Below are 12,935 nucleotides of genomic sequence, written 5' to 3' on the forward strand. Positions count from 1 at the left end.
CGGGCATCAGGGAGCCTAACGACATGAGCACGACCGAAGCCCAGGCATCGCCGCTTTTCACCCTGCTGGCGCGGCAATGGCGGCTGGAGGCGGAGGTTCAGGCCTGTGCTTTCGCCCAGGACGGTGCCAGCCTTGCCTATGCGCTGGCGGATGGCACGCTCGCCCTTGTCTCGATGGAGGACCCGGAAGCGGCGGGTGTGCGCTGGCGCATGTCGATCGAGGACGGGCGTTCCACCATTTCCCCGCGCGCCCGACCTGTGACCGCCCCGGCCAGCATGCCGGTGGGGGAGCACCCGCTGCGTCTGGCGGCGTTCGGCCGGTCGGGCTTTCTGGTGGGCGGCGCTACCGGGCGGGTGGTACAGATCGGCGCCGACGGGTCGACGCGGGTGATGGTCGAACATGACAGCGCGGGCGTCGACGCAATGGCAACCTTTTGCGAGGGCGCTGCAGGCGCGCGCCCGACCTGGGTCGCCGCCAGCGGCAGCGTCACGCGCTATGATCCCGAGGGCGGCACCGCACGGGCGATGGCGCGCTATGAGGGCACCGCCCGAGTGGTTGCACCCGCGCCCGGCGTCGAACGCGTCGCGCTGGGCTTCGACGCCAGCCTCTCGCTTATCGACCTGCACATCACCGACCCGCACGGCGCCGCCGGCGAGCCGTTCGAGATACCGCTCGGGCCGGTGGAGGCGCTGGCCTGGTCGCCGGACGGGCGCTTTCTGGCCGCCGGCCTTCTCGATGGCGGTGTCGCCCTGATCGACCCCGCGACGCGGCGCGTGCTGCGCCTGCCGGATTATCCGGCCCCGGTGCGCACGCTGGACTGGAGCGCCGATTCCCGCTGGCTCGTCACCAGCGGCGCCTTCCGCACCATCGTCTGGGCGGTGGACGGTGGACACGAGCGCCCCAAAACCTTGGAGACCGGCCGTTCCGGCCTGGTGGCGGTGGAGGCGGCGCGGCTGCATCCCCATCTGCCCCTCGTCGCGGCCGGCTTTGAAAATGGCATGATCATCGTCATGGCCGTTGGTCAACGCGACGAACTCGTCATTCGCGATCCGGCGCCGGGCGGCCTGCGCGAGCTGAGCTGGTCGGGCGATGGCGAGCACCTCGCCTTTCACGCCGCACAAGGCTGGGCCGGGGTCATCGACCTGCCGGCCCACATGTTCAAACAGATCAACAGGAGGGTTCCATGACAGCGACCGACAAGATCGCCGAGAGCAAGGACAGGTTCTTCGACGAGATAGCGGTGCTCGCCGAACGGATGATCGCCGAGCACGGCCGTGATTTCACCATGGGTGCGTTCGTCCTCGCCGCGCGCTTCATCGCGGAGAAGAAGGATCTCGGCAATCGCGGCCTTGCGCCGACAAATTGAGCCTGGCGTTGGGGGGGCACACCCGGAATTGTTGGCTTGGAGACGCTTTCGGCGCGCTCCGCTGCGGCGCGGCGGGTGCGGGCCGCAGCAAGGCTCGAAGCCCGACATCCGTCGCGAGGCGATCCGGTGCAGCCTGACATTCAACCCGACAGGCAGGCTGCCGCGCGTCGTCCGATCGAGGCAGTACCTTACGGCAGAGGCCCAGGCATCGCGCATGATTTTGGCGTCTAGGCCCCATTGAACTTCCGTTCGGCTTCACTTAACGTTTGTTAAGTCGTGCCGGATGAAGGACGAGATGGACTCCTCGACGCGCCCCGTTCCAGATGAGACCGACACGCTGCGCCTGGTGGCGGAGCGGCTGCGCCGGCTGCGGCGGGCTAACGGTTTGTCGCTGCGCCAGCTGGCGGAGGCGACGGGGACTTCGGCGAGTTTTCTCAGCCAGCTGGAGCGCGGGCTCACGGGGGCCAGCGCCTCGACGCTGATCCGCATTGCCAACTGCTTCGGCACCAGCATTTCCGAACTGTTCTCAGCGCCGGAGATCACCCGCGATCCGGTTTTGCGCCGCGCGCAACGCCCGGCGCTGCCGGTGACGGACGGCCAGCGCAAAATGCTGCTGTCGCGCCGCCCGCTGACCCATTTCGAAACCTATGTCTCGGAATTCGATGTCGGCGGCTCCACGGGTCCCGAGCAATACACCCATGGCGACTCGCACGAGATGTTCATCGTGCTGAGGGGATCCGTGCGGCTGGAGCTGGGCGCCGATCATCATGAAATGCACGCGGGCGACAGCGTCGAATACGCGACGTCGGTCCCGCATCGGGTCGCGAACATCGGGGATGTCGTGGCCGAGGTGCTGTTCATCATTTCGCCGCCAACCTCGACGGCGACCTACCTCGATACTTACCGCGCCAAGGGTGAGTAGCGCAGGCACGCCAAGGACGGGCGCTGTCCTTCCGTGGCGAGCGAAGTTCACACGGCAAAAGCATAAGCCCCAGGGGCATAGTCCAGAGGAGAGAAAGATGAAGCGGAGCACATTCACCGGCATCGCCACGCTCGCCGCCGTCGGCATAGCGCTGGCCGGCGCCGCGCGGGCCGAGAGCCCGGTCGCCGGCGCGGTCGCCGAAGGCTCGCTCAAGGGCAAGACGCTGACATTCGTGTCCTATGGCGGTGTCTTTCAGGACGGCCAGATCAAGGCGCTGGAGGATTTCGTCAAGAAGTCCGGCGTCACTCTCCTGTCGGACGGGCCGACCGAGAACGCCAAGATCCAGGCGCAGGTCGAGTCGAAGAACGTCGCATGGGACGTGGTGGATACGGGCGACTACACGCCCTTCGTCCATTGCGGCACGCTGTTCCAGAAGCTGGATCTCAGCAAGATCGACACCTCCAAGATCCCGCCCGGCCAGGTCGGCCCGTGCAGCGTTCCGGCGATGAACTATGCCGTTATGTTCCTGTACAACAAGGAAAAATACGGCGACAACCCGCCCAAGAGCTGGGCCGATTTCTTCGATGTCGAGAAGTTCCCCGGCACGCGCGGCATTCCCGGCTATGCCGACGCCGAAGGCTACATGGTGGAGCTTGGCCTGCTCGCGGACGGCGTGCCGAAGGACAAGATGTTCCCGGCCGATATCGACCGCGGCCTGAACAAGTGGCGCTCGATCCGGGAGCATCTGGTGCCGTGGACGACCGGCGCGGAGAGCCAGCAGATGATGGAGTCGGGCGAGGCGGACATGGTCATGGTCTGGTCGGGCCGCGGCAAGGCGGCTCTGGCGAACGGCGCCAAATATGTGCCGGTCTGGAAGGACTGGATCGTCGTCAAGGACCAGATCGCCATCCCCGTCGGCGTGAAGGACACGGATGCCGCCCACGCGCTGGTCAATGCCTATCTCGGCAAGCACGCGCAGGAAGTGATGGCTGAGACGACCTCCTATTCGCCGATCAATGTCGACGCCACGCCCAAGGTGGACGAGCTCACCGCCTCGTTCATGACCAATACGCCCGAGAAGCAGGCGATGGCCTACAACCAGAACGTCGATTACTGGGTCAAGAACTACGACGCTCTTAGCGCCAAATGGGCGGAATTCATCGCCGGCAACTGATCCGGCGTTTGAAACGGTCGGGGCGACCTCGTCGCCCCGACCCCCCCGCGCGGTGCGCCCCCACGCTGCGCCTCGGGTCCGCGAGAGAGGCTGAACCATGTCTGTTCTGACCGGCCGCGCCCCGCGCGGGGCGCTTCTACTGACGCTGCCGGCAATCGCGGTACTGCTCCTGGTGATGGCGGTGCCGTTCGGCGTCATCGTGCTGCGCAGCTTTGCCGAGCCAGTGCCCGGCCTGGCGAATTATGTGTGGTTCTTTCAGACCCCGGTGAACCTCACCGTTCTGGCGCGCACCTTCACCATAGCCTTCTGGGTGACGGCGTGCTGCGTGCTGGTGGCCTATCCCTACGCCTTCGCCATGTCGATCGCCGGGCCGCGCCTGCGGCTGGCACTGATCATGTGCGTGCTGGTGCCATTCTGGGTGTCGGGGGTGGTGCGCACGCTGGCCTGGGTGATCCTGCTGCAGGATTCCGGCGTCATCAACCGCATCCTGCTCGCGCTGGGCTTCGAGAAAGTGCGGCTGATCCGCACCCAGCTCGGCGTCACCATCGGCATGACGCAGGTGCTGCTGCCCTTCATGATCATGCCGCTCTACGCGGTGATGCGCGGTATCGACCTGCGGCTGTTGCAGGCGGCGCGCAGCCTCGGGGCGCATCCGGTGAAGAGCTTCTTCCAGATTTATCTTCCGCTGTCGCTTCCCGGCGTGTTCGCCGGGGCGACGCTCGTGTTCATCCTGTCGCTCGGCTTCTACATCACGCCGCTGCTGCTGGGCGGCCCACAATCGACCATGCTCTCCACCCTGATTCAGCAGCAGGTATTGTCGCTGCTGAGCTGGGGACGCGGCGGCGCCATGGGCGTGGTGCTGCTGGTGGCGACCTTCGGCGTGCTGGCGCTGGCCGGCCCCTTCATGCGGCGCAGCTACCAGATCAGCGGAGGCAGCCGATGACAGGTTTCCGTCCCGGCCGGCTGCTGCTGCAGCTCTCCTGCCTGCTGATCGCCATCTGGCTGGTGGCGCCGACGCTGGTGGTGATCCCGATGTCGTTCGCGGACAGGAAATCGCTGGCCTTCCCGCCGCAGGGCTTCTCCACCCAGTGGTACGCGAATTTCTTCTCCAATCCGCAATGGTTTGGCAGCCTGGTTGTCTCGCTGAAGATCGCAGCGATGGTGGCGGTCGTGGCCACCGTCATCGGCACCATGGCGGCCATAGGCATCGAGCGATTGAAGACCCGTGCCGGCGGCATCATCCGCGTGGTGCTGCTCACCCCGATGATCGTGCCCGGCGTGGTGCTCGCGGTGGGCATCTATGCCGTCTATCTCGATACAAGGCTGGTCGGCACATGGACCGGCTATGTGCTGGCGCACACGCTGCTCGCCATCCCCTTTGTGGTGATCGCGGTGGGGGCCAATCTCGCCGTGTTCGACGAGCGGCTGGAAACGGCGGCGGCGAGCCTGGGTGCCTCGCGGCTCACCACCTTCTTCACCGTTACCCTGCCGCTCATCCTGCCGGGCATCCTGTCGGGGGCGCTGTTTGCCTTCGTCACCTCCTTCGACGAGGTGATCGTGTCCCTGTTCATCACCAGCCCACAGCTCAAGACGCTGCCGGTGCAGATTTTTTCCTCCATGACGCGGGACGCCGACCCGACCGTGGCGGCGGTGGGGTCGCTCATCTTCCTGGCGACCACGCTGATCATTGGGCTGGGACTCATCATAGGACTGCGGAGGCGCGGGGCATGAACGCTGCGAGCAACGAGGCGACCTGCAAAGGTGCGGCGATCGACATTGACGGCATCAGCAAGTTCTATGGCGGCTTCACCGCGCTGGAGAATGTCAGCCTGCGGGTGGAGCCGGGCGAGTTCATGTCGTTTCTCGGGCCGTCCGGCTCGGGCAAGACGACGACACTGAACCTGATTGCCGGCTTCACCGATCTCAGCGGCGGTGACATCCGGCTCGATGCGCGCTCCATCGGCCATGTGCCGGCGCACAAGCGCAATATAGGCGTGGTGTTCCAGCATTACGCGCTGTTCCCGCATATGAGCGTGGCGCAGAACGTGGCCTATCCGCTCAAGCAGCGCCGCGTCGGCAAGGCCGAGCGGGCCCGTGCGGTGGAAGAGGCGCTGCGCAAGGTGCAGCTGGACAGCTTCGCCCATCGCTACCCCTCCGAGCTGTCGGGCGGCCAGCAGCAGCGCGTGGCGCTGGCGCGGGCGATGGTTTTCGGCCCCTCGCTGCTGCTGATGGACGAGCCGCTCGGCGCTCTCGACAAAAAACTGCGCGAGGTGCTGCAGCTTGAGATCAAGCGCATCCACCGCGAGCTCGGCTCCACCTTCGTCTATGTCACCCACGACCAGGAGGAGGCGCTGGTGCTCTCCGACCGGATCGCGGTGTTCAACAGGGGCCGGATCGAACAGGTCGGCACCGGGCAGACGCTCTACACCGCGCCGCAGACGCTCTTTGTCGGCCAGTTCATCGGCGAGAGCTCGGTGCTGCGCGGCCCGCATCGCTCGGCCGGCGGCGAAACGATGCTGACCGTCGCCGGCACGGCTCTCACAGCTCCGGGCGCGGCAAACGGGGAGGGCGCGCAGGTCATCCTCTTGCGACCCGAGGCTGTGATGGTGCAGGCGCCGGGCACCGGCCCGCAGGAGGGGCGCTGCAACATCCTCTCGGGCGTTGTCCGCGAGATGCTCTATCTCGGCTCGGCGATGAAATATGAGGTGACGCTGGCCGACGGCAGCCATGTCACCGCCCGCACCCCCACGCAAGGCGCGCCCTTCGCTCTCGGCGCCACGGTCGAGCTGGCGTGGCGGCCGCAGGAGAGCGTGCTCCTGGCAGACGACGGATCGACCGCCGGTCACTGAAGGAACGATGGCGATGGACGTGAAGAAGAATGGCGACGTGTCCTTCTGGTATGCCGATATTGGCGGCGTACCCGGCTATCGCCCGCCCCTGCCGGGGGACGTCGAGGTCGATGTCTGCATTGTCGGCGCCGGCTTCACCGGGCTTTGGACCGCCTATTATCTGAAGGAGGCCGAGCCGGGCCTGTCCATTGCCGTGGTCGAGAAGGAATTCGCCGGCTTCGGCGCCTCCGGCCGCAATGGCGGCTGGTGCTCGGGCGAATTCGGCTGGAGCCGGGAGAAATATCTTTCCTCCGGCACGCGCGAGGGAATCATCGAGTGGGAGCGGCAGCTGCGCACCACCGTCGCGGAGGTGCGCCGCGTTACCGAGAAGGAAGGCATCGACTGTGACTATCTGCTCACCGATTGCCTGACCTTCGCCCAGAGCCCGGCGCAGATGGAGCGCCTGCGCGAGGACTATGAGGAGGCCATGTCCTGGGAGGTGCCCGCCACCCGGCTGGAGCTGATCGACGGGCCGGAGGCGGCCGCACGCATTCGGGTGGACAAGGCGCACGGCGCCCTGGTGCGGCACGATGTGGCTCGGGTGCAGCCGGCAAAGCTGGTGCGTGGCCTCGCCGAGGCGGTGGAGCGGCGCGGCGTTGCCATTTACGAGCGCACCGCCGTCACCGGCATCGCGGAGGGCCGGGTCAGCACCGATCGCGGCACCGTGAAGGCCAAGCGCATCGTGCGGGCCACCGAGGGCTTCACCCACGGCATTCCCGGCAATGAGCGGCAGTGGATCCCGATGAACAGCGCCATCATCGTGACCGAGCCGGTGCCGGATGATCTGTGGCGCGAGATCGGCTGGGAGGGCAACCAGCTCCTTGCCGACGCCTCCCACGCCTATTGCTACGCCCAGCGCACGCGCGAGGGGCGCATCGCCATGGGCGGGCGCGGCGTGCCCTATCGGTTCGGCTCCAAGACCGATGTGCGGGGCCAGACCCAGCCCGAGACCATCCATGCGCTGAAAGAGATTCTCTACCGCATGCTTCCGCAGACTCGCGGCTTGAGGCTGGACCATGCCTGGTGCGGCGTGCTCGGCGTGCCGCGCGACTGGTGCGCCACAGTGGGACTGGATCCCCGCACCGGCATCGGCTGGGCGGGTGGCTATGTCGGTCTCGGCGTCTCCACCTCGAACTTCTCCGGGCAGACACTGGCCGATCTGGTGCTGGACAAGCACACGGAACGCACCAGCCTGCCCTGGGTGAACCGCCGGCCGCGCAAGTGGGAAGTGGAGCCCTTCCGCTGGCTGGGCGTGCACGGCATGTACTGGCTCTATCACAAGGCCGACCGCAACGAGGCGAGCACCGGCGGGCGCGCCACCTCGCGCCTCGCCACGCTGGCCAACGCGCTCACCGGGCGCTGATCACCCACGCGCCGCCATCACCCGCCCCACGATCCAAGGCGGTACCATCGCTGCCGCCTTTGGCAGGAGACGACATGATCGACCTTTCCGTATTCACCCAATTGTCCGGCGTCGACCTTGGCGCACTGGCCGACAAGCCCACCACCCTGAGCCCCGGGCAGCAGGAGGGCGCCTCCTCGCTCTGGACCGCGCCCGACGGGTCGCTCGACATCGGCCTCTGGGAGTGCACGCCGGGCCACTTCACCGCCGATCGGACGGGGGCGGCGGAGTTCTGCTATTTCCTGCAGGGCAAGATCATCATGACCCAACTCGACGGCACAAGCCGCGAGCTCGGGCCCGGCGATGCTCTTATGTTGCCGCGCGGCTGGAAGGGCACGTGGGAGATCGTGGAGCATACCCGCAAGATCTACGTCTTCCTGACCGATCCGGCGACGCGCTGACCCTCCCCCGGGCGGGAGAGGATCGGCCGGCACCCACGCCGGCTTGGCGTCGCCTCCCCGGGGCGGACGATGCGCCGAGGCCGCCTGCTTGCCCCGCGCGCGTGATGGCTCAACCACTCAGTGAGCCGCAAGTGCGGGCGGGATGTTGCCCGCCGAGGTCGCGATGCCGGGGGTCGTCAGCATCTTGAAGTCCGGGAGCGGGCGCGCCAGCATTGCGTCGCGCGCCAGCCGCGCCTCGATCGCGGCGGCGGCGGCCAGCGTCCCCACATCATCGCGGCTACGCCCCACGATCTGAAGGCCAAACGGCATTTGTGTCGGCCCCAGCCCCGCCGGGATGACGGTGGCGGGATGGCTGCTGAGAGTGATGGCATAGGCAATGCCAACCCACCGAATGTAGGTTTCCATATGCCGGCCGTCGACCTCCTTCACATAGAGGTTCTCGACCGGGAACGGCACCACGGAGGCCGCCGGGCAGATCAGGATGTCGATGTCCCTGAAGAACGTCTCGAAGTTGCGGAAAATCTCGCTTTGGCGGGCATGGGCACGCCCGACATCGTCAAGAGAGAGCCGCCGGGAGAGTTCGACGTTGGAGACAACGTTGGCGCCGCAGAGATCGCGGTGCTGATCGATATAGTCGCCGAGGGAATGACCATAGCCCATGGCCCGAAGCGCCTCGAAGGTTTCGTCCAGATCCTTGATCTCGGGGTGGCTCCATTCGGTGCTGCCGAACATGCCCGCCATCCGGTCGGCGACCATTCGGAAATGCTGCCGCACGTCGCGAGAGACCGGTGCGCAGCCGAGATCGTCGGAGAATGCGATCCGCAGCTGCTTGGTGTCGACTTCGGGGAGATCCAGGAATGCATCGGCCAAAAGGTCCTGCGAGAGGGGGTCCCGGCTCGACCTTCCGACGATGGCTGCCATCAGCAGCGCCGCATCCGGCACGTTGCGGGCCATCGGGCCATCGACGGCGAGCGGCGACCAGACATCACCTGAAACCTCCATCGGGCAGGCGCCCGGCGACGGGCGATGCCCGACGATCCCGCAGAACGAGGCTGGGGTGCGCAAACTGCCGCCCAGATCCGAACCGGAGGCGAGCGGCACCATGTCCGCAGCCAAAGCCGCGGCCGAGCCACCCGACGACCCCGAGGTGGAGAGGGCGAGGTCGAACGGATTTACGGTGGCGCCCTGGACCCGGTTGGTCGTGTTGGCGCCGCTTCCATATTCGGGCGTGTTGGTCTTGCCCATGATGACGGCGCCGGCCGCGCGCAGACGCTGCACCATGAGCTCGTCCTCCGTCGGCACATTGTCCTTGTGGACGAGCGAGCCGAAGGTCGTCCGCATGCCGGCGGTGAGCTGAAGATCCTTGATGCCGACGGGAAGCCCGTGGACGATCCCGAGCGGCTCGCCCTTCATCACAGCGTCCTCCGCCCGCTTGGCTTCTTCGCGACTGCGGTCGAAGTCGACCGTGACGAAAGCGTTAATGACGGGATTGGTCGCTTCGATACGCGCCCGGAACGCGTCGAACACCTCGACCGGCGACAGCGCCTTGGACCGGATCAGAGACCTGATTTCGAGCGCCGTCTTTTCTACGATATCGTGCATGCTTCACCTGAGGTTCGGGGTGTCCCGTTTGTCGGCAAGAAGTCCGATTAATCCATCAGCTGAGTCCAGAGGCAATCCAAGAGCTTGGCGGCTTCGGGAGAGTCTGTCGCCTCGCGAGCCGCTCGCCACCCCCAACTTTCCTTGGTATCGGTGCTGCGGCGCGGCCATTCCCATTGCTTATCGCCACGTGCAGCGCGCAGATTATCCCACCCCTGCCTTCCCAGCGATGAGAGACGAGCCTTCATGAGTCCCAACACGCAAAAGTTCTACATCGATGGCGCCTTTGTCGAGCCGCTGGCGAACCGCCCGCTCGGCGTGGTCGATCCGGCAACCGAGCAGGAATTCGCCACCATCTCGCTGGGCACGCAGGCGGATGTCGATCGCGCAGTGGCGGCAGCGCGTGCGGCCTTCGCCAGCTTTCAATTCTCCACCAAGGAGGAGCGCCTCGTTCTCCTCGAGCGACTGCTCGCAGCGTATGAACGCCGCTACGAGGATGTCGCCCAGGCGATCAGCCGCGAGATGGGCTCGCCCATCGCCCGCGCCCGTGATTCCCAGGCCTATGCCGGCCTCGGCCATTTGAAGGCGACCATCGAGGCGTTCCGGCGCTTCGAATTCGACGAAACGCGCGGCACCACCCGTGTCACCCATGAGCCGGTCGGCGTCGTCGGCCTCATCACGCCGTGGAACTGGCCGCTCAATCAGATCATGTGCAAGGTCGCGCCCGCCATTGCCGCCGGCTGCACCATGGTGCTGAAGCCCTCCGAAATCGCGCCGATCTCCGGCATCGTCTTCGCCGAGATCGTCCACGAGGCCGGCTTTCCCAAGGGCGTGTTCAACCTGGTCAACGGCACCGGCCCCGAGGTCGGCGCCGCGCTGTCCTCGCATCCCGACATCGACATGGTGTCCTTCACAGGCTCGACGCGCGCCGGCACCGATGTGGCGCGCAACGCGGCCGCGACGGTGAAGCGCGTGGCGCAGGAACTCGGCGGCAAGTCCGCCAACATCGTGCTGCCCGACGCCGATCTCGATGCGGCGGTGTCGGAAGGCGTGCGCGCCTGCTTCGGCAATACGGGCCAGTCCTGTGACGCCCCGACCCGGATGCTGGTGCCGGCCGACCGCCATGACGAGGCGCTCGATATCGCCCGCCGCACCGCCGCGACGGTTCGTGTGGGCGCCCCCACGGACACCGAGACAGAGATCGGCCCGCTGGTGAGCGACGTGCAGTTCGCCAAGGTGCAGGATCTCATCCAGGCCGGCATCGATGAGGGTGCAACCCTCGTCATCGGTGGCACGGGCAAGCCGGAGGGGCTGGAAACTGGCTATTATGTGAAGCCGACCGTGTTCGGCCATGTGAAGCCGGGCATGCGGATCGAGCGCGAGGAGATCTTCGGGCCGGTGCTGTCGATCATCCCCTATGACAGCGTGGAGCAGGCGGTCGCCATCGCTAATGACACACCCTATGGCCTGGCGGCCTATGTGCAGGGCGCGGACATCGACGAGGCCCGCCGCGTGGCGCGCCAGCTTCGGGCCGGCTCGATCTATCTCAACTACCCGGACTGGGACCTGTTCGCCCCCTTTGGCGGCTACAAGCAGTCCGGCAATGGGCGCGAATATGCCGATTTCGCCCTGCGCGACTTCCTGGAGATCAAAGGCATCGTCGGCTACGGTGCCTGATGCCCATTTCCACGATAGATGGCCCCAAGCGTCGCCGAGTGTTCTGCCTACAGCCGTGCCGCACGGTTTCGGTTCTCGCTGGTGCGGCGGGCGCGTCCCGCCGGCGCGGGCGCGCGGCGGATTGATCGTGGTCGGGACTTCTCCGCCAAGCGCGGAGAAGTCCATCGCCTCCATGCGCGCTCAAACGGCCGCCGACCTGCCATCCCAATATGCCTTCCCACGCCGATGAGAGGCGGTCTATGGGCGCGAGCCTCGACCCAAGTGGTTCAGGCAGCCAGAGCCTTGGCCCGCGCCTCGTCTCATCGGCCCCGGAAGGGCTGGAGAATGCTTGCCTTTTCGGGGTAATTGCCGAAATATTTGCTGTTAGAGAAGAATATGAGGAATGGTATTATATGGTATAATGACCTTGCAGACAGAGAAGAGTTCAAGCTTGAATTATTAGAATCGATTTCATTTACCCAAAGATCGTTGCTTCGATCCATTTGCGACAGCATGATCTCGAAGCTTCGCAGTGCCAGGGCGTCGTGATCTGCGTGCTCATCCAGAGTCGCAATTGCGAGGGATGCCTTGGCTAGCTCGATCGTCGGCCAGAGGGGCCGGGAGGCTGAGGTTGGATGGCTCCAGGCGTCGATGGAATTCGGGATTGTTTGGTCTGGTCCTGCCGAAGGCATGCCCGTGGCTCTGAAGCCGAAGTTGAAAAGGCGCCTTGCCAGCTGGAGCGCAGGTTTCGAGCCGGTTTTCGTGGCATAGACGAAGAGAAGCCACGCCCATTCGAAATGATGGCCAATCTCCCTCTGCCGCTTTTCGGGCGCGAGGGCATCCCATCGGGGACCATACCACTCATCGATCGCACCATGATCATCCACGAGGCGCGCCGCCAGATCGACGATCCGTTCAGCACGCTGAAGCCATCCGCCGTCCGGATCGACAGCGGCGAGCATTTGACAGGCTTCGAAGAGGTGCATCTGCGGGTATTGCAGGCGGAGAAGGCCTGCCCCCGCCGGATCGCGATAGCCTCCCAAGGCATCGAGCCAGTCGCTGTCGAGGCGCGTGGCGATCTCTTCGGCGACGGCCAGCACTGCCGTCTTGCCGGTTGCCGCACTGTAGCCGCCAAGCGCCAGAAGAACGAAGGCGATATCGTAAAGATCGCCGCGCGGATCGATGACTTGCCCGTCGCGGCCCACGCGATGCGCGAAATGCCCTGATGACAGACGGCAGCTGTCGAGGAGAAAAGCGAGCCCATGCTCGGCGCCGCGCAGCGTCTGCGGCGACGGGTCGAACTGATAGGCCATGCTGAAGGTGTAGACGAGCCGTCCCGTCACCATGGTGGTGTGTTCGCTCGGCAGCGGCTGCCCGTGGGCCGTGGCGGGGATCTCCTCCACATAGCCGCGAATGCCCGGCCGGCAGGTGCGCTCGACCCAGCGTGGAATGAACCGGTCTTTCAGCCATGCCGAAAGATCCGCGGGTGGCGCAGGCGCGAAAAGGGTGGTCATCGAGCGGCTTTTA

12 protein-coding genes are annotated in these 12,935 nt (G+C 66.0%); 10 read left to right on the top strand and 2 right to left on the bottom strand.

The annotated features are described in order from the left end of the window. Positions 1-23: 23 nt before the first annotated feature. The 9 genes from J2S76_RS15870 (at position 24) to J2S76_RS15910 (ending at position 8,153) form a co-directional block, all read left to right on the top strand. On the top strand, positions 24-1,187 hold the full coding sequence (locus J2S76_RS15870; RefSeq protein ID WP_307061841.1) for a WD40 repeat domain-containing protein: 1,164 nt from the start codon (positions 24-26) through the stop codon (positions 1,185-1,187). Continuing rightward, the gene (locus tag J2S76_RS15875) at positions 1,184-1,366 is read left to right on the top strand and encodes a hypothetical protein (RefSeq protein WP_307061843.1); all 183 of its coding nucleotides are present in this window, start codon (positions 1,184-1,186) and stop codon (positions 1,364-1,366) included. Before J2S76_RS15870 ends, J2S76_RS15875 begins: the two co-directional genes overlap by 4 nt. A gap of 283 nt (positions 1,367-1,649) precedes the next feature. Continuing rightward, positions 1,650-2,288, top strand: coding sequence for a helix-turn-helix domain-containing protein (locus J2S76_RS15880; protein ID WP_307061845.1), 639 nt, complete (start codon positions 1,650-1,652; stop codon positions 2,286-2,288). Positions 2,289-2,385: 97 nt separating this feature from the next. Then, positions 2,386-3,462 (top strand): extracellular solute-binding protein, encoded by a 1,077-nt coding sequence (locus J2S76_RS15885; RefSeq protein ID WP_307061847.1) that lies wholly within the window; start codon positions 2,386-2,388, stop codon positions 3,460-3,462. A gap of 97 nt (positions 3,463-3,559) precedes the next feature. Continuing rightward, on the top strand, positions 3,560-4,405 hold the full coding sequence (locus J2S76_RS15890; RefSeq protein WP_307061850.1) for an ABC transporter permease: 846 nt from the start codon (positions 3,560-3,562) through the stop codon (positions 4,403-4,405). Next, positions 4,402-5,193, top strand: coding sequence for an ABC transporter permease (locus tag J2S76_RS15895; protein WP_307061852.1), 792 nt, complete (start codon positions 4,402-4,404; stop codon positions 5,191-5,193). The genes J2S76_RS15890 and J2S76_RS15895 overlap by 4 nt, the downstream gene beginning before the upstream one ends. Further along, entirely contained in the window at positions 5,190-6,311 is a 1,122-nt protein-coding gene (locus tag J2S76_RS15900) for an ABC transporter ATP-binding protein (RefSeq protein WP_307061854.1), read from the top strand. Before J2S76_RS15895 ends, J2S76_RS15900 begins: the two co-directional genes overlap by 4 nt. A gap of 13 nt (positions 6,312-6,324) precedes the next feature. Then, entirely contained in the window at positions 6,325-7,713 is a 1,389-nt protein-coding gene (locus J2S76_RS15905; RefSeq protein WP_307061856.1) for an NAD(P)/FAD-dependent oxidoreductase, read from the top strand. Positions 7,714-7,787: 74 nt separating this feature from the next. Next, positions 7,788-8,153 carry a cupin domain-containing protein gene (locus J2S76_RS15910; RefSeq protein ID WP_307061858.1) on the top strand — a complete coding sequence of 122 codons (366 nt, stop codon included), beginning with the start codon at positions 7,788-7,790 and terminating at the stop codon, positions 8,151-8,153. A 117-nt stretch (positions 8,154-8,270) separates the two neighbouring features. On the opposite strand, the gene J2S76_RS15915 is transcribed toward J2S76_RS15910, so the two are convergent. Then, positions 8,271-9,755, bottom strand: a complete 1,485-nt coding sequence (locus tag J2S76_RS15915) for an amidase (RefSeq protein WP_307061860.1) — start codon at positions 9,753-9,755, stop codon at positions 8,271-8,273. 243 nt (positions 9,756-9,998) lie between these two features. Between J2S76_RS15915 and J2S76_RS15920 the strand changes: the two genes are divergently transcribed. Next, positions 9,999-11,429, top strand: a complete 1,431-nt coding sequence (locus J2S76_RS15920; RefSeq protein WP_307061862.1) for an aldehyde dehydrogenase family protein — start codon at positions 9,999-10,001, stop codon at positions 11,427-11,429. Positions 11,430-11,728: 299 nt separating this feature from the next. On the opposite strand, the gene J2S76_RS15925 is transcribed toward J2S76_RS15920, so the two are convergent. Further along, a complete protein-coding gene (locus J2S76_RS15925) occupies positions 11,729-12,922 on the bottom strand; it encodes an AGE family epimerase/isomerase (RefSeq protein ID WP_307061864.1) in 1,194 nt (397 codons plus the stop codon). Positions 12,923-12,935: the final 13 nt, after the last annotated feature.

Source organism: Ancylobacter vacuolatus, from assembly GCF_030813595.1.
Classification (GTDB): domain Bacteria; phylum Pseudomonadota; class Alphaproteobacteria; order Rhizobiales; family Xanthobacteraceae; genus Ancylobacter; species Ancylobacter vacuolatus.